We start from the raw sequence: 20,040 nt of genomic DNA, 5'->3' as shown, positions 1-20,040 counted from the left end.
CCAGACGAAAGTAACAATTGCCTGTGGTTTTATAAACAAAATAAACAGATCCCTATGAAAATTGCCTTTGACGCAAAACGTTTTTTTCACAATACGTCCGGTTTGGGTAATTATTCCAGAGACCTTATAAGAATACTTTCTCAATATTATCCTGATAATCAGTATATATTGCTTAATAAAAACACCTCTGAGCGGGGAAAAGATATTCTGGACCGTCCAGATGTCCTGTTTGTTGAAACCTCAAAAGGAAGTCTTTCAAGGCAGCTGAAAATGGGAAAAGATGCCCAGAAACAGGGTGCTGATATTTTCCATGGTCTATCCGGTGAACTGCCGTTGAAATGGGATAAAACACCTATCAAAAAAGTGGTTACAATCCATGATCTGATCTTTATGAGATATCCTCAGTATTATTCTTTTTTTGACAGGAAAATTCATTTCTGGAAATTTAAAAAAGCAGCTGACACAGCCGATAAAATTATTGCCATTTCGGAACAGACCAAAAGAGATATTATCCACTATTTAAAAGTTCCGGAAACTAAAATTGAAGTGATTTACCAGGGCTGTCATAAAGCTTTTAAAGAGAAGCAGTCTAAGGAATTTATGCAGTCTGTAAAAGAAAAATGTAAGCTTCCTGAAAGATTTATTCTGAATGTGGGAACGATAGAGGAGCGAAAAAACCTTCTGAATATTGTAAAAGGAATCCACGGAACAGATATTCCTCTGGTAGTAGTGGGAAGAAAGACAAAATATTATCAAAAGATAGAACGCTTCCTGAAAAAGAACAATATGGTAAAGCAAGTCCTGTTTTTGGAAGGTGTTTCCATGGACGAACTGGCTGCGATCTATAAGATGGCCGATATTTTTGTATACCCAAGTTTCTTTGAAGGCTTTGGAATCCCGGTGATAGAAGCACTTTTCTCAAAAACAGTGACGGTGACCAGCAATACGAGCTGCCTACCTGAAGCGGGGGGAAGTGATTCCGTCTATATTGATCCCAATAATGCTCTCGACATTGGAGCTAAAATAAAATTTTTATGGGAAAATGAATCCGAAAGGAAACGTCGTGTAGAAAGGAGTTTCGAGTTTGTTCAGAAGTTTAATGACCAACCTATTGCAGAGGAGCTGATGAATTTTTATCAAAAAATTATCTGAAAAAACTTTGCATTTTAAAAATAAACCCTACATTTGTACCACAATTCAATACAATGAAACCCATTTTTTTAGCATTACATCATTATTATCATCATCTCTGTTAGGCGGAATTGATTGATATATGTGCATGCTAAAATCAAAAATAATAAAAACCGTCTGAGTAAATAGGCGGTTTTTTTGTTTCCTGAATTCACCTCAGAAATTTTCAATCAATCAGTTTTTATTTACTCGGACTCAAAAAAGACGAAATGAGTAAAATAAAAATTGCAATCCAGAAAAGCGGCCGGCTCTACGAAGAATCTTTACAGCTTCTCAAAGACTGCGGAATATTTGTCAACAACGGTAAAGACCAGCTTAAAGTTTCGGTAGATAATTTTCCGATGGAAATCATGTACCTGCGAAACTCAGACATTCCTCAGTATCTTGAAGATGGGGTGGTGGATATCGCTATTGTAGGCGAAAATCTTTTGATAGAAAAAGCAAAAGATATCCGGATCATTCAGCAGCTTGGTTTTTCCAAGTGCAGGGTTTCCCTTGCTGTTCCTAAAGAGGTAGAAACGGATGAACTGTCTTATTTTCAAGGGCGAAAAATCGCAACTTCCTATCCCAATACCCTAAAGACTTTCTTAGAAAAAAAAGGAATTACTTCAGATATACACATCATCTCAGGTTCTGTAGAAATTGCACCTAATATTGGTCTGGCAGATGGGATCTGTGATATCGTAAGTTCTGGAAGTACTTTGTTTAAGAATGGATTAAGAGAAACCGTCAGCCTTCTTAAATCGGAAGCTGTGCTTGCCCAAACCCCTAAACTATCTCAGGATAAAGAAGTTATTCTCGAAAAGCTTTTATTCAGAATCAAGGCTGTTTTAAAGGCGAAAAAATCAAAGTATATCCTGATGAATGTTCCTAATGAAAAAATAGCGAAGGTAGCAGATGTTCTTCCTGTCCTTAAAAGCCCTACGGTAATCCCTCTGGCAGAAGAAGGGTGGAGCAGTATTCATTCTGTGATCGATGAAGAAAGATTCTGGGACGTGATTGACGAACTGAAAGAAAACGGAGCCCAGGACATACTCATTATTCCAATTGATAAAATGGTCATTTAAAACACATACCTATGAAAATATACAGATATCCGAATAAGAATATATGGGCAGATTTAGTACAGAGGCCCGTTTTAGAAAGAGCAGAAATCTCAGGACTTGTTGCTGAAATATTTGAAGAAGTAGAAAGAAATGGAGATTCAGCACTTCTTGCATTTAACAGGAAATTTGATCAGGCAGAAACTGATGGTGTCATCGTTTTGGAATCAGAAATTGAAGAAGCCGAAAAGCTGGTTAGCAGTGAGTTAAAGAAAGCTATTCAGCAGGCAAAAGACAATATCTTTCAGTTCCACGAATCACAGAAGCAGAAAGTTCAGAAAATTGAAACAACGAAAGGAGTCATTTGTTGGAGAGAAAATCGTGCTGTTGAAAAGGTAGGGATTTATATCCCGGGAGGAACAGCTCCTTTATTCTCGACGGTTTTAATGCTTGCCATACCGGCTAATCTTGCCGGATGTAAGGAAGTTATTCTCTGTACCCCACCGGATAAAAACGGAAATGTCAATCCTGCGATTCTTTATACGGCAAAACTATGTGGAATATCCAAAGTTTTTAAAACCGGAGGAGCTCAGGCAGTTGCTGCCATGACTCTGGGAACAGAAAGTATTCCCAAGGTATACAAAATTTTCGGACCGGGAAATCAGTTTGTGGTCGCTGCCAAAGAATATGCCCAACGATATGGAGTCGCCATTGATATGCCTGCAGGACCAAGCGAAGTTCTTGTGATTGCGGATGAGCAAGCTGTGCCGGATTTCTGTGCCGCAGACCTGCTTTCACAGGCTGAGCACGGCAGTGACAGTCAGGTGATTTTCGTGGCTACCGATCTTAAAGTTTTCAATGAGACAATGGGTGCTATTGATCAGCAAATCAAAAAATTGCCAAGAAATGAAATGGCAGGAAAAGCACTGGAAAATAGCTGCTTTATCCTGGTGAATTCCCTAGAAGAAGCTCTTGAGTTCAGCAACCTGTATGCACCGGAACACCTTATTTTGGCAATGAAGGATTTTAAAAAATATATTCCAATGGTCCAGAATGCAGGATCGGTTTTCTTAGGAAATTACTCCTGTGAGAGTGCAGGAGATTATGCCAGCGGAACCAATCACACGCTCCCTACAAATGCTTATGCAAGAAATTATAGCGGGGTTTCCCTGGATAGTTTTGTCAAGAAAATAACATTCCAGCATCTCTCTGAAGAAGGACTTCAGAATTTAGGAAAAACAATAGAGCTCATGGCAGAAGCGGAAGGACTCTTTGCTCACAAAAATGCAGTATCAATAAGATTAAAACGATAAAATGAAAAATATGAATATCAATACTTTAGTACGGGATAATATTTTAAAACTACAGCCTTACATCAGCTTCAGGGATCATAATGAATTTAGCAGTCCTGTGCTGCTGGATGCCAATGAAAGCCCTTTCGGAGAATTTAACCGTTACCCGGATTCTACTCAGAAAAAACTTAAAAATAAACTGGCGGGTCTTAAAAAGGTATCTCCTTCACAGATTGCTGTTGGAAATGGAAGTGACGAGCTTATCGATCTGATTATTAAGGTTTTTTGTGAGCCTAAAAAAGATTCGATACTCATGATGAATCCTTCTTTTGCCATGTATGGCTTCTACGCAGCGATCAATGAAAATAAAGTATTGAAGTTGGATCTGGATGAAAATTTTGAAATTGTCAAAGATGATTTTTTAAAAATTATACAGGAACAGCCCATCAAAATATTTTTTCTGTGCTCACCCAATAATCCAACAGGAAACAGCATAGAAGATATTGAATTTTATATTCAGAATTTTGAAGGAATTGTAGTGGTTGATGAAGCCTATATTGAGTTTTCTGAAAACAAATCAAGCCTGGAACTTCTAGATCAGTATCCTAATCTGATTGTTTTACAGACTTTTTCCAAAGCCTGGGGGACTGCAGGTGCAAGAGTAGGAATGGCCTATGCTTCTGAAGAAATTATATGCCTCATTAATACGGTAAAAGCACCTTATAACGTTAATTCTTTAAGTCAGCAGCTGATTCTGGAAACGATTGATAATGAAGAGAGACTTAAAGAAAACGTCAATAGTATCTTAAAAGAAAGACTATGGCTGAAAGAACAGTTTAAAGAGGTAGATTGTATTTCAAAAGTTTTTCCTACGGATGCCAATTTCTTTTTGATCGAACTGAAAAATGTGGACGGCGTTTATGACAGGATGCTGGAAAATGAAATTCTGACAAGTAAAAGAGATCCCGCAATTCCCGGATGTATCAGGATTAATATCGGAAACCGTAAAGAAAATGAAATGTTGATTACCATTTTAAAAAATATTCAATTATGAAAAAAGTGCTTTTTATAGACCGTGACGGAACCCTGATCATTGAACCTCCTACAGATTTTCAGGTGGATTCTCTGGAGAAACTTGAATTTTATCCGGGAGTATTTCAGAACCTTTCCAAAATAGCTAATGAATTGGATTATGAACTGGTAATGGTAACTAATCAGGATGGGTTGGGAACAGATAGTTTTCCTTTCAAAGATTTTATAAAACCTCACGATAAAATGTTGAAAGCTTTCGAAAATGAAGGCATATTTTTCAGTGATATTGTAATAGATAAAAGCTTTGAATATGAGAATCTGCCTACCCGAAAACCGGGTGTTGGAATGCTTGGAAAGTATATCTACGGGAATTATGACCTGGAAAATTCATATGTAATTGGTGATAGAGGTAGTGATGTGCAACTGGCTGTAAATTTGGGATGTAAAGCAATTTATCTTAATAATGACTTTAATAATGAATCTGCGCTTAGTACGACCCGGTGGGCAGAGATCTATCAGTTTTTAAAGCAAGGAATGAGAAGAGCTAAAGTATCCAGAAAGACAAATGAAACAGACATTGAAATTGAGATCAATTTGGATGGAAGCGGGAATTCTGAAATTTCTACAGGATTACACTTTTTTGATCACATGCTGGAGCAGATTGCCAGACACGGAAATATGGATCTTGTCATAAAAGTAAAAGGAGATCTTAAAGTGGATGAACACCACACCATAGAAGATACAGGAATTGTATTGGGAGAAGCCGTTGTAAAAGCCTTAGGTAAGAAAAAAGGAATTGAGAGATATGGATTTTTACTGCCTATGGATGATTGCCTGGCACAAGTGGCTATTGATTTCGGAGGAAGATCCTGGCTGGTATGGGATGCCGAATTTAAAAGGGAAAAAATTGGCGATGTGCCAACGGAAATGTTCTCACACTTCTTTAAATCTTTTACGGACGCTTCAAAATCCAATCTGAATATCAAAGCGGAAGGAACCAATGAACACCACAAAATAGAATCTATTTTCAAAGCATTTGCAAAGGCCGTTAAAATGGCAGTAAACCAATCTGATACCAACTATAATTTACCTTCTACAAAAGGAAGCTTATAATCATGATAGCTATAATAAAATATAACGGAGGCAATGTAAGTTCAGTTCAAAATGCACTGAACAGGCTGAAGGTAGATTCTGTAATTACAGATGATCCTGAGCAGATTATAAAAGCGGATAAAGTTATTTTTCCAGGGGTAGGCGAAGCCTCTTCTACCATGAAGCTGCTGAAAGAGAAAGGGCTGGATGTACTTATTCCAAGCCTTAAGCAGCCTGTCCTGGGGATTTGTCTGGGAATGCAGCTGATGTGTGGGGATAACGAAGAAGGAGGTATCCGCGGAATGGGAATTTTTAATGTGAAGGTAAAACGGTTCCCACCCACAGATTTAGTTCCTCATATGGGCTGGAATACGGTTTCAGACCAGGAATCATCTCTTTTTTTAGGAATTGAAAAGAATAATGATGTTTATTTTGTCCACAGCTTTTATTGTGAACTGTCTGATTTTACAACTTCTGTGTGTGATTATATCCTGCCGTTCAGTTCATCGTTGCAAAAGGATAATTTTTATGCTGTACAGTTTCACCCGGAGAAATCAGGAGGAATAGGAAGTCAAATATTAACCAACTTTATTAAACTATAACATGAAAATTATTCCAGCCATTGATATTATCGACGGAAAATGTGTGCGCCTGTCAAAAGGAGATTACACTACAAAAAAGATATATAACGAAAACCCTGTAGAAGTTGCCAAAGAGTTTGAAAATTTTGGAATCCGGTATCTTCATTTGGTAGATCTTGACGGAGCAAAATCAAAACATATTGTTAACCGGAAAGTCCTGGAAGATATTGCCGGAGCAACATCTCTTCATATTGATTTTGGAGGTGGGCTAAAGACACAGGAGGACATTGAAACTGCATTCAGTTCCGGAGCACAGCAGATTACATTGGGAAGTATTGCCGTTCAGGATCCTGAATTCTGTTTTGGAATGATTGAAAAATATGGTACTGAGAAAATCATCCTTGGGGCAGACTGTGACAACAGGAAGATTAAAACCTCCGGCTGGCAGGAAGAAAGTGATAAAGATATTATTGATTTTATTCTTCAATATCAGAAAAAAGGAATTCAGCATGTTATATGTACTGATATTGCCAAGGACGGCATGCTGGAAGGACCTTCTACAGGGCTGTATATTGAGATTTTATACAAAACGGGAATACAGCTTACGGCAAGCGGTGGCATTTCAGGCATCAAAGACGTCTATAAAATGAAAGATATCGGATGTTCCGGGACTATTATCGGAAAAGCCATTTACGAGGGAAAAATAAGCTTACAACAACTTCAGAACTTTATTGAAAATGCTTAAAAAAAGAATTATTCCATGTTTGGATATTAAAGAAGGTTCCACAGTAAAAGGGGTGAACTTTGAAGGACTTCGCAATGCCGGAGATCCTGTGGAGCTGGCTGTAAAATACGAACAGGAGGGAGCTGATGAGCTTGTTTTTCTGGATATTACGGCCACTATTGAAGAAAGAAAAACCTTTGTTGAATTGGTGCGAAAGATAGGTAACGAACTGAGCATACCTTTTACCGTAGGTGGTGGAATTTCCTCTGTTGTGGATGTCAGAAAGCTTCTGGAGGCTGGTGCGGATAAAATCAGCATCAATTCTTCCGCAGTCAAAAACCCACAGCTCATCTCTACTTTGGCAAAGGAATTTGGCAGTCAATGTGTAGTGGTCGCGATTGATACCCGTCTGGCAGGGAACATTGATTGGGTGCATATAAAAGGAGGACGCGAAAAAACAGAATGGATGACATTGGAATGGGCCAGAGAAGCAGAATCTTTGGGAGCAGGGGAAATTCTTTTAACTTCTATGGATGGCGACGGAACAAAAAATGGTTTTGATCTCCGGATTACAAAACTGGTTTCTGAAAATGTGGGTATTCCGGTCATTGCCTCGGGAGGAGCTGGAAATGCTGCTGATTTTCTTAAAGTCTTTAATGAAACAAAAGCTACAGGAGCCTTGGCAGCCAGTGTTTTTCATTTTAATGAAATCGGAATTATGGACTTGAAAGAATTATTGAAATCTAAAAAAATTAACGTAAGATGAAAATTAACTTTGATAAAAGCAATGGGCTTATTCCTGTCATTATTCAGGACAATAGAACCCTTCAGGTGGTGATGCTGGGATATATGAATGAAGAAGCTTTTGAAAAAACAAAAAAGGAAGGGGTAGTCACCTTTTTCAGCCGCTCCAAAAACAGACTCTGGACAAAAGGGGAAGAGTCCGGCAATTTTTTAACGGTAAAAGATATCAGAATAGACTGTGATCAGGATACTGTTTTAATAAAAGTGATTCCACGGAATGGGGTCTGCCATACAGGAAGCTTCAGTTGTTTTGGAAATAAGGATTCCAAGGGATTTCTGTATGAGCTGGAAGAAAAGATATCCCAAAGGATTGACAACCGGGTAGAAGAATCATACACCTATTCTCTGTACCAGCGGGGGATTAATAAAGTAGCTCAAAAAGTAGGAGAAGAAGCGGTAGAACTGGTGATTGAGGCTAAAGATAATAATGAGCAACTCTTTAAAAATGAAGCTGCCGACTTACTCTATCACGTCTTAATTTTACTGAAAACAAAAGGCTATACCTTGGAAGAAATAGAAGAGATCCTCCAAAGCAGAAACCGATAAAACCTTTGAAATTTTTCAAAGGTTTTTTATGGAATTGAATTATTTCCTAGAACAGTCTATGGATGATTTTAATTATTCAAACATCTAAACTAAGGTATTGGTGGAAATTTTACTTCGTAAGCAATTAATTATTGATATATTTTCACTATACAGTGATGTGATATTGCTTTGTGTTGCCTAAAAATACTAGTTTTGTGAAAGATATATCAACAATACAAATATGAAAAAACTTTACATGGGTACATTTACCTTATGTACCATTCTGAGTCTGTCTGCCCAGGAAGTGATCTGGCAGAAAGACATCAAATCTTCCACTCAGGATTTTCTCAATCAGGTGATTACAACCATTGACCAGTAATATCTTATCACAGGAAGCAGCATTCAGGTTAAAAACCAGTCTTTAGCTGCCAATAGCCAAAAGCTCAATAACGGTTACAATTTTCACTTAGTAAAACTCAACCAGCAGGGCGAGCAGGTTTGGGAGAATATTTTGCCGGACAAAATTAAAATTGGACATTCAAGTAATTAAATCGTTATGAAATCATTAATGCTTCTTAGCTTATTTCTTTTTATACTTTCTTGTGGAAAAGTTAATTGTGTTGAATATACCAAAATACTCTCCAAAGAAGAATGTATAATAGTAGTTGAAATTCCTCCTACATCTTCAGTTTGGTTTGAGGTGAAGGGTTATGATCCTGCTACTCAAATATCTAAAATATGTAAAACCAATAACAGGTGGTGGAATTTATATTGGAATGAAATAGAAGTTGGAGATACAATAGTAAAAAAGAAAGGGGAACTAACCTTTAATATTCACAAAAAAGATAGTATTATTACTCACTTCTGGAAATGTTATGAAGACTAAAATAAAGTGGAATATTAGTTCCACTTTTTATTTATTTGGAACAATGTCAAAATCTATTCTATAACCGGTGATTTTGATTGTATCATTTTCCTTTTTTAAAGAAATTATTTCTTTTGTTTTTCCATAGTTTCTATTAACGTCATAGGTTAACTCATATTCTGAAAAAGAGTTTGTTCCTTTAGAAACAAATGTTCGCCAGCTATTAAGACTATCACTTTGAATTTCTCCATATTCATTTTCTGTTTTATCAATAACTTGGTATAATTTATCTTTATGGGTCACCTTAAAAAAATTATTACCAAACAGTTTAGACATTTCTTCTCTGTTATTTTGTTTTATTAATGAATAAAAACTATCAACCACCTTTTGAGCCTCTTGTTTATCAGACTCTCTATTTTCATAGGTGTTATTAAAATTACAGCTTGTTAGAAAAAAAGAAATAAAAAATAATATATGTAGTTTCATTATCATTTGATTTTTTAATAGACAAATTTAATAATTTTAATTGGTCTTAAAAATAGGAAAGTTTACACTAGAAAATAATCATCATTACAAAAGCCAACTTTCATAAGTTGGCTTTTGCTTTTATATTCAAAAAGTATGATTACATTTTACCTGTCAATCAATATATTTTTGACTAGGGTCTGATCACCTACTTTTAAAATGCCGATATACATTCCTTTTTGAAGAGTGGAGACATCGATTTTGGTTTCGTTATTTGTTTTAAGTAATGATCTTCCTACCAGATTGGTCATTTCAAAGCTGAAATTAGTGGTTGGAGAAGGAAGCTCAACGTGTAAAATATCGTTAGCCGGGTTAGGGTAGATCTTTACATCTTCCAGAGTGTTGGTCGGAGTTTGCTTATTGGCTGAAGATACTGAGGCTGTTGCAAAATGTTGTAAAGCACCTACGGCAGCTTTTCCAATATTATAAACATAAACAGGGTCTACATTAGCAAAGGTGTCTTTAGAGGTGTGTGGGTAGTTACTTCTTATTTTTTCAAAAAACCCGGTAATCACTTCTCCTTTTTGTTCAAAAGGAATATAGTCCGTGGCTTCGGCAGGGTCAACAGCGGTCTGAAGAGGCGAGTAGAGTGTTGTACAATTTCTGAGTTGTTGGGTTACTGCGGCAGAAGCGGCATTATTGCTGGACACTCCTCCCTGATCTTCGTCGCAATACACCGTATTGTTATTATTCCCTTTTACGCCACCTACCTGGTCAAGGTTAAAGACAAGTTGGATATCCAATTTGCGGACACCTCCCTGGTATACAACATTATTCACATAATGGCTGCTGCCTACCAAACCTTGTTCTTCCCCTGAAAAGTGAATAAATTTAATAGAGTATTCTGTAGGAACATCTTTCAATATTCTGGCAGCTTCCAGGATAATGGAAGTACCACTGCCGTTATCATTAACCCCCGGACCATTAATGGTATCGTAATGTCCGCAGATAATAACATATTTGTTAGGGTAAAGAGTTCCTGTCTTGGTAATGATCAGGTTCTTTGAACTCGATGATCCATACGTAAAGGAACTTTCCACAATTTGACTGGCAGAATATCCGTAAGAGGTATATTTATTTTTAATCCAGGTCAGCGTGTTGTTGTTTGCCTGTGAGCCGGTGGTCTTTATTCCTAAATTACCGAATTCCTGAAGATTGGCGGTAATATTGGCCTGGGTAACCATATCAGCTCTGTTTTTATAAGCCTGAATAAAAGATTGAGCTCCGATACTCTGTATGACCAATGAAGTCAATAAAAATGTTGTGATTTTTTTCATATTATATATAATGGTTTGTAAATACGAATGTAGTAAATAAATCACAACGATGTGTTTAATAATTTAAAAATATAATAAATTTTATACAATTTTGTTATGCGGAACTTATCATGTCTCTGCCGGTATTTTGTGAGATTTGTTGTTAAATTTGACAATACGATCAACACAAAGCCCTTTGAAACAGTTCAAAGGGCTTTGTATGCTAAAAGCTGGTATTTTGAATGAAATTTATCTCATAATCATAACTTTTCTTACCACAGTTTGATCAGCGGTTTTTAAAATTCCAAGATAAGCGCCATTTTCCAGGTTGGAAACATTAATTTTTGTTTCGTTAGTCGTTTTTAGAATTGAACGTCCCGGAAAGTCAGTGATTTCAAAGCTGAAATTTTTTATCTTAGAATCAGGAAGCTCAATATTAATGATATCTTTTACAGGATTGGGATATATTTTTACAGCTTCCAGTGGATTTTTTGAAACATTTTCCTGAGTTCCCAACAGAGTACTGGCAACAGCAAAATGCTGTAATGCTCCCACGGCAGCTTTTCCGATATTATAAATATAAACAGGATCTGTATTGTTAAATGTATCACTGGAAGTATGTGGATAACTACTTCTTATTCTTTCAAAAAAACCGGTAATAGTATATCCTTTTTGCTCAAAGGGGATATAATCTGTAGCTTCAGCAGGATCTACAGCGGTTTGAAGTGGAGAATAAAGAGTAGTACAGTTTCTGAGTTCCTGAGTGACTACAGCAGATGCCGCATTATTGGCAGGGTCACCCCCTTGATCCTCATCACAATAAACAATGTTGTTATTATTTCCCATCACGCCACCTACCTGATCCAGATTAAAGACTACTTTAATATCCAGCATACGAACACCTCCCTGATAAGCTATGTTATTTGCATAATGGTGACTTCCTATTAAGTTTTGCTCCTCCCCTGAAAAATGAATGAATTTGATAGAATAGTCTGTAGGAACATCTTTCAATATTCTGGCAGCTTCCAGGATAATGGAAGTACCACTGCCATTATCATTGACCCCTGGTCCATTGATTGTATCAAAATGTCCGCAGATAATTACGTATTTATTTGGATAAACGGTTCCGGTTTTGGTAATCACTAAATTTTTTGAATTTCCGCCTCCAAAAGTAAAAGGATCTTCTGCTATCTGACCGGCGGTATAGCCAAAAGAGGTATACTTACTTTTTAACCAGTTCAGAGCATTTGTATTAGCTGTTGAACCAGTCGTTTTTATCCCATAACTGGCAAAGTTCTGAAGATTATTAATGATGTTGGTTTGAGAAACAGCATCAGCACGGTCTTTGTATGATTGGATAAAGCTTTGTGCTTCAATATGTTGAATAATGATAGAGGTAAATAAAAAAACAGCGATTTTTTTCATTTTTTGATATATTATATAGGTAAGAAGTACACAATGAAAATGTATTTTTTCAAGATGTATGACGGTTGATAGGACTTATTTTTCAATGATTATTTTTCTGGTCAGATTACCTGCACTTGTTTTTATGGTAATGGTATAAACACCATTTTGAAGCGCTGAAGTATTTATTCTATTTTGATTTTCAGAACTCAAAACCACATGTCCGGCCATATCATTGATTTCAATGCTAAACTGTTTACTCTTTTCTGTTTCTACTGTAATCATATCCTTGGCAGGATTTGGATATATTCTGATATTTTGTAACGGATCCTTAGCAGGCGCTTCATTCACCTGTAAGTTATTGTTATTGCTGGTACTGGCAACAGCGAAATGTTGCAAGGCGCCTACAGCAGCTTTCCCCACATTGAAAACATACACAGGATCTATATTGGTCAGATTATCATCCGTACTATGTTCATTCTCACTTTTGATATACTCATAAAATCCGGTAATAGTATATCCTTTCTCTTCAAAAGGAATATAGTCAGAGCTATAAGCATAAGAAATAGAAGTCTGGAGAGGAGAATAGAGTCCGGTACATATCGCCAGTTCCTGTGTCGCAGTATTAGAAGCTGCATTATTACTGGATATTCCACCTGTATCTCTTTCGCAGGTAATCTTGTTATTTAAATTTCCTATCTGACCTCCTACCTGATCAATATTTAAAACCAGCTTTATATCCAGTTTTTGTATACCTCCCTGATAGGCTACATTATTTACATAATGGTTACTTCCTATCAGTCCCTGTTCTTCACCGGAAAAATGAATGAATTTGATAGAATATTCTGTAGGAATATCTTTTAATATTCTGGCTGCTTCTAAAAGAATGGAAGTCCCGCTGCCATTATCACTGACACCCGGTCCTACAATGGTATCATAATGCCCGCAGATAATAATGTATTTATTCGGATACACCGTACCCGTTTTGGTGATCACCAGGTTTTTAGAATTTGTACTTCCAAAGCTGAAAGGATCTTCAACCATCTGGCTTGAGGAATATCCATAAGAAAGATATTTGTTTTTAAGCCAGTTTAAAGCATCGGTATTAGCGGTTGAACCTGTGGTTTTTACTCCAAGATTGGAAAACTCCTGAAGGTTGTTACTGATATTGGCCTGAGTAACCATGTCGGCTCTGTCTTTATAAGCCTGGATAAGATTTTGAGCAGCAATATTTTGTAATGCTACAGATGTAAATAAAAAAACGGCAATTTTTTTCATTTCTTCAATCAAATTATTTTTTGATTGCTAATATACTAATTAATTATCATTTGGTGTTATTGATCCGTATTGTTTATTCTGTTTTAATTGGTTATTCGTTATCGATATAGGGATATATGGTAGATGAGTGTAATTAAAATCATACAAAGAGTGGAAGGACTATAGGACAGCAAACAAAAAAATCCCGGGAAAACCCGGGACTTATATTGATAACAAAAATAGTATTCTACATTATTTTACTTGATCTACAACAGCTTTGAAAGCTTCAGGGTGATTCATTGCTAAATCTGCTAAAACTTTTCTGTTAAGCTCAATGTTGTTCTTTTTAAGAGCTCCCATAAATTGAGAGTAAGACATTCCGTGCTCTCTAGTTCCCGCGTTGATACGAGTGATCCAAAGTGCTCTGAAATTTCTCTTTTTCTCTTTTCTACCACGGTAAGCATATTGCATTGCTTTTTCTACCGCGTTTTTAGCTACAGTCCAAACGTTCTTTCTTCTACCGAAAAAACCTTTAGCTTGCTTAAAAATTTTCTTTCTGCGAGCTCTTGAAGCTACCGCATTTACTGATCTTGGCATAATTTAAATTGTTTTTTTGAAAAGGGCGGCAACATATGTTGCTCTTGTTAGCACCGTTCCAGGGTTAAAATGATGAATTTGTTTGAATTCTTATAAACCGAATATAGATTTATAAAAACTACTTAATTGCTAATTGACGTTGAACGCTTTTTTCGTCCACTTTAGCTACGTAAGAAGTGCTAGTAAGATTTCTCTTCTGCTTAGTTTCTTTCTTAGTTAAGATGTGGCTTTTGTAAGCGTTTTTTCTTTTGATCTTACCAGAACCGGTAAGAGCAAAACGTTTCTTAGCACCTGATTTCGTTTTTAATTTTGGCATTGTCTTGCTTTTTTATTGTTTTTGTTATCAATATCTGTTTTGGATACTCCTAAGGACATTAGGAATAATAGTGTGCAAAGATACAAAAAAAATCAATTCGAACTTTTATAATCTGTGATTTTATCGTAGTAAATAAGAAGACCGCCCCTACTGGAACGGTCTTTTTATGATATGTTCTGTCGGAAATCTACATTTTTCATAGTTTCTCCCCAACATTATTAGCTCAAATTATGACTGAAAAAACGCTAATAAGTCTTTATTAATAGTTTCAGCTTCTGTGGTAGGCATCCCATGGGGAAAACCTGGATAAGAAATTAATTTTCCGTTTTTAAGCAGGGTAGCAGCTACTTTCCCCGTAGTTTCAAATGGTACAATCTGATCATCTTCACCATGCATTACCAAAACAGGAATGTCCACACTTTTAAGATCTTCGGTGAAATCAGTTTCAGAGAATGCTTTAACACAATCGTAATGGGCTTTGAGAGAACCATTCATTCCTTGACGCCACCAGTTTCTCTGAATCCCTTCAGAAATCTTAGCACCTTCTCTGTTATATCCATAGAAAGGGAAAGTAAGATCTATAAAAAACTGCTGTCTGTGTTTAGCCGTATTATTTCGGATATCATCAAAAACTGAAATAGGAACTCCATTGGGATTATTCTCATTCTGAACCATGATAGGAGTTACTGCACTTACTAAAACGGCTTTTGAAACCCTTCCGTTACCATGCTTTGCTACATATCGGATCACTTCACCTCCTCCTGTAGAATGCCCCACATGGATAACGTTTTTTAAATCCAAAGCGGCAACAATTTCTGCCACATCAGAAGCATAGGTGTCCATATCATGTCCATAAGGGGTTTGTTCAGATCTTCCATGACCCCTTCTGTCGTGGGCAATCACCCTATATCCTTGTTCTAAAAAGAAAAACATTTGTGCATCCCAATCATCACTGGAAAGTGGCCATCCGTGATGAAAAAATACAGGCTGTCCTTTCCCCCAATCTTTGTAGTAAATTTCTGTTCCGTCTTTTAATGTAAGTGTATTCATTGTTTGTTTTTTTATGATTAATAAATTAATAATGTATTTTATTTTTTACATTCACAAATTTATATGGAAAATATTCACAATACATTGATCTAGGATAATATATTAATAAAAATGCAAAAGCAATGGAAGCCGTCATTAAAATATAGCTGATAATCGGGATTGTTTTATTCTTCACTTCTCTTTAATATTGATTCATTAAGAAGAATTGAATTTTGAAGTATGAAAATAATAGCATTCAGTATATTTTGTATGTTGACTTCAGTGACAGCGTGCACACAGGAAAGGAAATATAACTCTCCATGGATTCCTTCAAAACCCAAGGCAACACATGCCATTCCGTTTTTAACCGGGCAGAGTGATTTTGTCTATGTAGATAAAACAAGCTTAAAACCTGTTACGAATCAAAAATTTCGAAGTGCATCAGTTTTTACCGCTACAGGTTTTGCTGTTGTTGGAAATGGAAAAAATGAATATGCAGTCATTGATGAAAATGGAAAAACTGTTTTGGATTTTTCAACCAGCGAAATCAATTTAAATGTAGTAAATGGACTTACCTTTTATAAAAGAGATATTGAATATGAAAAGAAAATGCCTGTCTGGAAATGGGACTGGAATATCATGGGAAGTGGCATTAAAAAAGAACAGACTTATCATAAAATAGAGATTGGAATTTTAGAAAGTAAACAAGTCTTACTTCATGAAGACATTCCCTACTTAGAGGATAATTATTATCTCGATTGTATTGCTGTAGATGAAAGCCACCTATTTTGGAATGGAACTCTTTATGAAATCAAAAAAAATGGTTTAAGTAAAATCGAAAATAATATTGCTGAGTTGTTAGAGAACAAACGATTTCTCAAATCTTCAAATGTCAATTTTTCAATGTATGAACTGGGGCAGAAAAAAGCTATTCACAGCGGATTGAAAGGTACTGAAGCTCTTTCACTTCAATTTGGGAGGGAAACTATATTACTGAAAGATATTAATAAAGAACGCTATGAGCCGGAAATCCCTAAGCTTTTACTAGATAGTAAGACCAATGATGTTTACCCTTTTCCACAATACGAAAAAGTGTTTCCTAAAGAAATTATAAAAGCAACAGCTTCGCAGATTGATTTCATCAAAAAAACTTCTTTGGTGTATTCTATAACCAATTCACCTTATTTTCTGTTGGGTGTTTTTAATTATGATCACGATATTTGGGCGTATGACTGGCTGTATATTGATACCAAAGGAAATGTGACAGATTCCATTGATACATACAGCTTTAAAGTTCTGGATCAGGTTGGAAATATGGTTTGGCCCGATAGAAAAATGATCTTACCCACCCAGTTCATTGACAAAAACTGGAAATTTGGAAAGATAAATTCTTATCAAGGCATGAATGATACATACTTTATCCGAATAGAAGATGAAAAAAAATTGAGAACCATGGGACTGTGGAATAGCAAAACAAAGATTTGGGAGATAAAACCTGAATACCATGACATCTCAGTCTTGGATGCGGAAAAACAGATGTATGCGCTGCAAAAAGAGGAAGACGGTCTGTACATACTTTATGATCAGAAGAATAAAAAGAATATCGGATCAAAAGGGTACAGGTCTATTAATTCGGATGGGCTGGTAACTGTTCAACTTAATTCAAGGGAAAATATATATTATTATATTGATATTTATTCCGGAAAAGAATACAAAGAGAATTAAATAATACATTGAAAAACTATGATTTTTAGAAAGCTGTTACCTGTTGCTGCTTGTATTGTGAGTGTACTATCATTTGCTCAAATGAGTACAGGAGTATATTTTTCTTCAGATAAAAAATACAAGGAGATTATGGAAGAGGTTGGAAATCCATTATCAGGAAATCCGGTAATGATTGTACAATCATTTGTCCCTAATCATGGGAGTTATATTTGGTTTTTGAATGAAAGCAAAGCTAAAAATCCTACTTATTTAGGTGAAAATCCAAAAGATTTGCACTCAGGTATTTTTCTGGAGGACCATGGTGGATTACTTCCAAAAATAACCTTTAAAGATTTTGCAGCAGGATTGGCGCAGCCTCGATACATGATTAACTTCTGTGAAATTGGAGATGCAGACAAAGATGGTTTTCCTGAGTTTTATCTTACTTATTTTGAAGAATCAGACGGATTGGATGCCAAACCATTGAAAGTGATTGTATATACAAGTTTAGGTGAGAAAACATTTTCGAAATCAAAAATTACCGGCTGGATTCCATTTCAGGAAGAAGATCAGTATCGGGAAGTAAAGGATGAGAATTTCAAATTATTGCCTAAAGAAATAAGACTGAAAGCGGAAAAACTGTTGAAAGATGCCAAAAAAGAAATAAACTAGAGCTCTTAAAAAAACACCATTATCAGGGATATTTATGTCCGCCTCCTTTAATTATCTTTATTTAAAAATAAAGCGGTGAAAAACCTCATGATTTTAACTTCATTTTTAGTGCTGTCTGGCTGTAAAACAAATGCTCAAAAATTAAAAATTTCCAGTATTTATAGTGAGCCCAAACAAGTTACAAAAGAAATTCCTGAAACAGGTAAAACACATACATATACCACTCGAAAGGAAGTTACTGAACGCCTTGATCCCCTCATTTTTATGCTTTCCAAAAATGCCGGAACACTTACATTTCGTATACAGGGAAATATCAGTTCCAGTGGACATTCCATTCATCAGGTGAGAAAAATTCGTTTTGAAAGGGGAGCGCAAAGTGGGAATACTGTTACGCTGAAGTATTACGTGGAAATTAAAAAAGTTCCTGGTAAAGAAAGTGCTAATGTGCTGGGATATAATTACACAAAAGATGAAACCTATAAAATACCTAATGATATTAAAATCATAAGAATAGAATTATATGAAGAACGGATCAATGATACATCAGCGACAAAACCAAAGCTTATTGCCCAACAGAGCTTTAATTTCTTTCCCAAAATTTAAATACTTGAAAATGATAATATGGGCTTTGGAGAAGACTGAATAAGCAATGATAAACTAAGCTACAATGAAAAATACTTTTGTTTTCTCATTTTTGAGCATCATTTTGGTAATGATCTTAAGTTGCAAGAAACCTGAAAGAAAAAAAACAAATTTCAAGAATTATCTGAAAAATACGGAGTGGATTGTGAATGAAGGAGGGCTTATTATTCCGGATGGTGGAAAAATCTATTATATGTCTCCAAGAGATACTGCATTGATCTTCAACTTTCACGCGGTAAAATTTTTGGATGAAGAAAAATTCAAAAGCTATGATGCATGGCAATGTGGAAACGATTGCTTCACAGAGATACATGGCAGATATTATTTTACGGAAGCCAACCAGATAAAAATGGAAGTCGATAGCATCAGAAAATCTGAATTTTGTGACGTGCCTACACAAACATTCAAACCATCCAAAGTCATGTCTTTTAACCTTGCAAAAGAAGGAGAACAGCTAAAACTTATAAGAAAATAAAATGATAGATTTAATAAGAAGAAGTTTCAAATGTCAAATTTCAGTATAATATGAAAGATAGGCGAGAAGGATTTTACGACAATTAAGTTCACATAAGATGAAAATCTTTGATTTCTTATACACAAAGTATATACCTTGAAATAGCTTAAGTGTTTAAAAATCTTTTGTGACTTTTGTGGTAACATTTAAACAGACTTAAGAAAATAATATGACAGATTTAATAAAAATTTTCCCGGAATATGAAGACGTATTTTATGATGATATCGAAAATCATAAAAAATATTTTCTTCCCATTTGTTCAATTAATTTAAAAATTATTAATCCCTCAGAAGATCAATGGCTTCATATTGTTTCTGTAAAGGAAATTTGCGATGGCTGTGTTGGGGAAAATAAATCGGAATATCATACAGAATATACCAAAGCAGATATGTTTGGTTTTGATGTAATGGAAGGCAAATACAAATTTGATGCAGACTGGAACTATTTTTCAGCCCATACCGAGATCTCTCCGGAAGATTATGGGAACAGTTATTCCGATTTAGAAATTGAATACAATATGAATGAAGCCATGTATCAATTGAAAAAAGAATATTACCAAAAACACAATAAGCTTTATGATAAAGACAGTTATCGGCCAGGTTTAATGGTAGATGATATCCGTCGTTTAGAACGTTTGCGTAAGCTTACGGTTGAAGATTTGGAAAAAGATGATTACTCAAAATATGCAGAGGAACGTTTGCAAAAGAAAGTGTATGAGGTTTTTGATGAGCTGAATACCGCCTCTCTTCCTGTAGAAGAAACTCACTTTGGTGCAGATAACCTGATTGAGAAACCTTATAAAAATGATGGTACATTGATGGATTATATCGGATGTATGGAAGGCTATGATTTCCAGAATTCAGCAGCAGATCTGTTATATTTATTTTATGACAAAGAGCTTAAAAAAGCCGTCATTTGTTTAGAATACACTTAATCTGACAGAAAATTCAACTTTGTGAAATATAGTAAGAGAAA

23 protein-coding genes are annotated in these 20,040 nt (G+C 35.6%); 16 read left to right on the top strand and 7 right to left on the bottom strand.

What is annotated here, in order from left to right; all coding sequences use genetic code 11:
• Window positions 1-54 precede the first annotated feature (54 nt).
• The 11 genes from B8967_RS03115 (at window position 55) to B8967_RS03070 (ending at window position 9,170) form a co-directional block, all read left to right on the top strand.
• Window positions 55-1,152, top strand: coding sequence for a glycosyltransferase family 4 protein (locus B8967_RS03115; RefSeq protein WP_084084329.1), 1,098 nt, complete (start codon window positions 55-57; stop codon window positions 1,150-1,152).
• A gap of 248 nt (window positions 1,153-1,400) precedes the next feature.
• The gene (gene hisG / locus B8967_RS03110) at window positions 1,401-2,258 is read left to right on the top strand and encodes an ATP phosphoribosyltransferase (RefSeq protein ID WP_084084328.1); all 858 of its coding nucleotides are present in this window, start codon (window positions 1,401-1,403) and stop codon (window positions 2,256-2,258) included.
• A gap of 11 nt (window positions 2,259-2,269) precedes the next feature.
• The gene (hisD, locus tag B8967_RS03105; RefSeq protein ID WP_084084327.1) at window positions 2,270-3,547 is read left to right on the top strand and encodes a histidinol dehydrogenase; all 1,278 of its coding nucleotides are present in this window, start codon (window positions 2,270-2,272) and stop codon (window positions 3,545-3,547) included.
• 1 nt (window position 3,548) lies between these two features.
• Window positions 3,549-4,580, top strand: coding sequence for a histidinol-phosphate transaminase (gene hisC, locus B8967_RS03100; RefSeq protein ID WP_084084326.1), 1,032 nt, complete (start codon window positions 3,549-3,551; stop codon window positions 4,578-4,580).
• Window positions 4,577-5,671 (top strand): bifunctional histidinol-phosphatase/imidazoleglycerol-phosphate dehydratase HisB, encoded by a 1,095-nt coding sequence (hisB, locus tag B8967_RS03095; RefSeq protein ID WP_084084325.1) that lies wholly within the window; start codon window positions 4,577-4,579, stop codon window positions 5,669-5,671. The genes hisC and hisB overlap by 4 nt, the downstream gene beginning before the upstream one ends.
• 2 nt (window positions 5,672-5,673) lie before the next feature.
• Window positions 5,674-6,252 carry an imidazole glycerol phosphate synthase subunit HisH gene (gene hisH / locus B8967_RS03090; RefSeq protein WP_084084324.1) on the top strand — a complete coding sequence of 193 codons (579 nt, stop codon included), beginning with the start codon at window positions 5,674-5,676 and terminating at the stop codon, window positions 6,250-6,252.
• Window position 6,253: 1 nt separating this feature from the next.
• Window positions 6,254-6,976, top strand: a complete 723-nt coding sequence (hisA, locus tag B8967_RS03085) for a 1-(5-phosphoribosyl)-5-[(5-phosphoribosylamino)methylideneamino]imidazole-4-carboxamide isomerase (RefSeq protein WP_084084323.1) — start codon at window positions 6,254-6,256, stop codon at window positions 6,974-6,976.
• Window positions 6,969-7,721 (top strand): imidazole glycerol phosphate synthase subunit HisF, encoded by a 753-nt coding sequence (gene hisF / locus B8967_RS03080; RefSeq protein WP_084084322.1) that lies wholly within the window; start codon window positions 6,969-6,971, stop codon window positions 7,719-7,721. Before hisA ends, hisF begins: the two co-directional genes overlap by 8 nt.
• Complete coding sequence (gene hisIE, locus B8967_RS03075) at window positions 7,718-8,305, top strand: bifunctional phosphoribosyl-AMP cyclohydrolase/phosphoribosyl-ATP diphosphatase HisIE (protein ID WP_084084321.1); 588 nt, start codon at window positions 7,718-7,720, stop codon at window positions 8,303-8,305. The genes hisF and hisIE overlap by 4 nt, the downstream gene beginning before the upstream one ends.
• A 220-nt stretch (window positions 8,306-8,525) precedes the next feature.
• Complete coding sequence (locus tag B8967_RS22645; protein WP_228406003.1) at window positions 8,526-8,663, top strand: hypothetical protein; 138 nt, start codon at window positions 8,526-8,528, stop codon at window positions 8,661-8,663.
• Window positions 8,664-8,840: 177 nt separating this feature from the next.
• Window positions 8,841-9,170 carry a hypothetical protein gene (locus B8967_RS03070; RefSeq protein ID WP_084084320.1) on the top strand — a complete coding sequence of 110 codons (330 nt, stop codon included), beginning with the start codon at window positions 8,841-8,843 and terminating at the stop codon, window positions 9,168-9,170.
• Between the two features lie 27 nt (window positions 9,171-9,197).
• Here B8967_RS03070 and B8967_RS03065 read toward each other — a convergent pair whose 3' ends face one another.
• From B8967_RS03065 to B8967_RS03035, 7 genes are all read right to left on the bottom strand, one after another.
• Window positions 9,198-9,635 (bottom strand): hypothetical protein, encoded by a 438-nt coding sequence (locus B8967_RS03065; protein WP_084084319.1) that lies wholly within the window; start codon window positions 9,633-9,635, stop codon window positions 9,198-9,200.
• Between the two features lie 146 nt (window positions 9,636-9,781).
• Complete coding sequence (locus B8967_RS03060; protein WP_084084318.1) at window positions 9,782-10,951, bottom strand: M28 family peptidase; 1,170 nt, start codon at window positions 10,949-10,951, stop codon at window positions 9,782-9,784.
• Between the two features lie 228 nt (window positions 10,952-11,179).
• Window positions 11,180-12,355 carry a M28 family peptidase gene (locus B8967_RS03055; RefSeq protein ID WP_084084317.1) on the bottom strand — a complete coding sequence of 392 codons (1,176 nt, stop codon included), beginning with the start codon at window positions 12,353-12,355 and terminating at the stop codon, window positions 11,180-11,182.
• Window positions 12,356-12,430: 75 nt separating this feature from the next.
• Window positions 12,431-13,612 (bottom strand): M28 family peptidase, encoded by a 1,182-nt coding sequence (locus tag B8967_RS03050; protein WP_084084932.1) that lies wholly within the window; start codon window positions 13,610-13,612, stop codon window positions 12,431-12,433.
• Between the two features lie 231 nt (window positions 13,613-13,843).
• Window positions 13,844-14,188 carry a 50S ribosomal protein L20 gene (rplT, locus tag B8967_RS03045; protein WP_034694451.1) on the bottom strand — a complete coding sequence of 115 codons (345 nt, stop codon included), beginning with the start codon at window positions 14,186-14,188 and terminating at the stop codon, window positions 13,844-13,846.
• A 118-nt stretch (window positions 14,189-14,306) separates the two neighbouring features.
• Complete coding sequence (rpmI, locus tag B8967_RS03040) at window positions 14,307-14,504, bottom strand: 50S ribosomal protein L35 (protein WP_047492860.1); 198 nt, start codon at window positions 14,502-14,504, stop codon at window positions 14,307-14,309.
• Between the two features lie 228 nt (window positions 14,505-14,732).
• Window positions 14,733-15,554 (bottom strand): alpha/beta fold hydrolase, encoded by an 822-nt coding sequence (locus B8967_RS03035; RefSeq protein ID WP_084084316.1) that lies wholly within the window; start codon window positions 15,552-15,554, stop codon window positions 14,733-14,735.
• 219 nt (window positions 15,555-15,773) lie between these two features.
• Here B8967_RS03035 and B8967_RS03030 point away from each other — a divergent pair, with 219 nt between their 5' ends.
• The 5 genes from B8967_RS03030 to B8967_RS03010 all read left to right on the top strand — a co-directional run bounded on the left by B8967_RS03030 (window position 15,774) and on the right by B8967_RS03010 (window position 19,999).
• On the top strand, window positions 15,774-17,258 hold the full coding sequence (locus B8967_RS03030) for a hypothetical protein (protein WP_084084315.1): 1,485 nt from the start codon (window positions 15,774-15,776) through the stop codon (window positions 17,256-17,258).
• An 18-nt stretch (window positions 17,259-17,276) separates the two neighbouring features.
• Entirely contained in the window at window positions 17,277-17,909 is a 633-nt protein-coding gene (locus tag B8967_RS03025) for a hypothetical protein (protein WP_084084314.1), read from the top strand.
• 87 nt (window positions 17,910-17,996) lie between these two features.
• Window positions 17,997-18,512 (top strand): hypothetical protein, encoded by a 516-nt coding sequence (locus B8967_RS03020; RefSeq protein WP_084084313.1) that lies wholly within the window; start codon window positions 17,997-17,999, stop codon window positions 18,510-18,512.
• A gap of 64 nt (window positions 18,513-18,576) precedes the next feature.
• Window positions 18,577-19,026 (top strand): hypothetical protein, encoded by a 450-nt coding sequence (locus B8967_RS03015; RefSeq protein WP_084084312.1) that lies wholly within the window; start codon window positions 18,577-18,579, stop codon window positions 19,024-19,026.
• Window positions 19,027-19,234: 208 nt separating this feature from the next.
• On the top strand, window positions 19,235-19,999 hold the full coding sequence (locus B8967_RS03010) for a hypothetical protein (protein ID WP_084084311.1): 765 nt from the start codon (window positions 19,235-19,237) through the stop codon (window positions 19,997-19,999).
• The last annotated feature ends 41 nt before the right edge of the window (window positions 20,000-20,040 follow it).

The organism is Chryseobacterium sp. YR221 (assembly GCF_900176315.1).
GTDB classification, from domain to species: domain Bacteria; phylum Bacteroidota; class Bacteroidia; order Flavobacteriales; family Weeksellaceae; genus Chryseobacterium; species Chryseobacterium rhizosphaerae.
Note: the sequence above shows the minus strand (reverse complement) of the source record. Positions and strands in the feature narration are given on the sequence as shown.

What these genes read in the sequence shown, in the direction of transcription:
- hisIE (WP_084084321.1), top strand. Translation starts at nt 7,718, where the DNA reads ATGAAAATTAACTTTGATAAAAGCAATGGGCTTATTCCTGTCATTATT.
- B8967_RS03010 (WP_084084311.1), top strand. Translation starts at nt 19,235, where the DNA reads ATGACAGATTTAATAAAAATTTTCCCGGAATATGAAGACGTATTTTAT.
- hisB (WP_084084325.1), top strand. Translation starts at nt 4,577, where the DNA reads ATGAAAAAAGTGCTTTTTATAGACCGTGACGGAACCCTGATCATTGAA.
- B8967_RS03050 (WP_084084932.1), bottom strand. Translation starts at nt 13,612, where the DNA reads ATGAAAAAAATTGCCGTTTTTTTATTTACATCTGTAGCATTACAAAAT.
- B8967_RS03070 (WP_084084320.1), top strand. Translation starts at nt 8,841, where the DNA reads ATGAAATCATTAATGCTTCTTAGCTTATTTCTTTTTATACTTTCTTGT.
- rplT (WP_034694451.1), bottom strand. Translation starts at nt 14,188, where the DNA reads ATGCCAAGATCAGTAAATGCGGTAGCTTCAAGAGCTCGCAGAAAGAAA.
- B8967_RS03115 (WP_084084329.1), top strand. Translation starts at nt 55, where the DNA reads ATGAAAATTGCCTTTGACGCAAAACGTTTTTTTCACAATACGTCCGGT.
- hisG (WP_084084328.1), top strand. Translation starts at nt 1,401, where the DNA reads ATGAGTAAAATAAAAATTGCAATCCAGAAAAGCGGCCGGCTCTACGAA.
- B8967_RS03035 (WP_084084316.1), bottom strand. Translation starts at nt 15,554, where the DNA reads ATGAATACACTTACATTAAAAGACGGAACAGAAATTTACTACAAAGAT.
- hisF (WP_084084322.1), top strand. Translation starts at nt 6,969, where the DNA reads ATGCTTAAAAAAAGAATTATTCCATGTTTGGATATTAAAGAAGGTTCC.
- hisH (WP_084084324.1), top strand. Translation starts at nt 5,674, where the DNA reads ATGATAGCTATAATAAAATATAACGGAGGCAATGTAAGTTCAGTTCAA.
- B8967_RS03025 (WP_084084314.1), top strand. Translation starts at nt 17,277, where the DNA reads ATGATTTTTAGAAAGCTGTTACCTGTTGCTGCTTGTATTGTGAGTGTA.
- rpmI (WP_047492860.1), bottom strand. Translation starts at nt 14,504, where the DNA reads ATGCCAAAATTAAAAACGAAATCAGGTGCTAAGAAACGTTTTGCTCTT.
- B8967_RS03020 (WP_084084313.1), top strand. Translation starts at nt 17,997, where the DNA reads ATGATTTTAACTTCATTTTTAGTGCTGTCTGGCTGTAAAACAAATGCT.
- B8967_RS03060 (WP_084084318.1), bottom strand. Translation starts at nt 10,951, where the DNA reads ATGAAAAAAATCACAACATTTTTATTGACTTCATTGGTCATACAGAGT.
- B8967_RS03065 (WP_084084319.1), bottom strand. Translation starts at nt 9,635, where the DNA reads ATGAAACTACATATATTATTTTTTATTTCTTTTTTTCTAACAAGCTGT.
- hisD (WP_084084327.1), top strand. Translation starts at nt 2,270, where the DNA reads ATGAAAATATACAGATATCCGAATAAGAATATATGGGCAGATTTAGTA.
- hisA (WP_084084323.1), top strand. Translation starts at nt 6,254, where the DNA reads ATGAAAATTATTCCAGCCATTGATATTATCGACGGAAAATGTGTGCGC.
- B8967_RS03030 (WP_084084315.1), top strand. Translation starts at nt 15,774, where the DNA reads ATGAAAATAATAGCATTCAGTATATTTTGTATGTTGACTTCAGTGACA.
- B8967_RS22645 (WP_228406003.1), top strand. Translation starts at nt 8,526, where the DNA reads ATGAAAAAACTTTACATGGGTACATTTACCTTATGTACCATTCTGAGT.
- hisC (WP_084084326.1), top strand. Translation starts at nt 3,549, where the DNA reads ATGAAAAATATGAATATCAATACTTTAGTACGGGATAATATTTTAAAA.
- B8967_RS03015 (WP_084084312.1), top strand. Translation starts at nt 18,577, where the DNA reads ATGAAAAATACTTTTGTTTTCTCATTTTTGAGCATCATTTTGGTAATG.
- B8967_RS03055 (WP_084084317.1), bottom strand. Translation starts at nt 12,355, where the DNA reads ATGAAAAAAATCGCTGTTTTTTTATTTACCTCTATCATTATTCAACAT.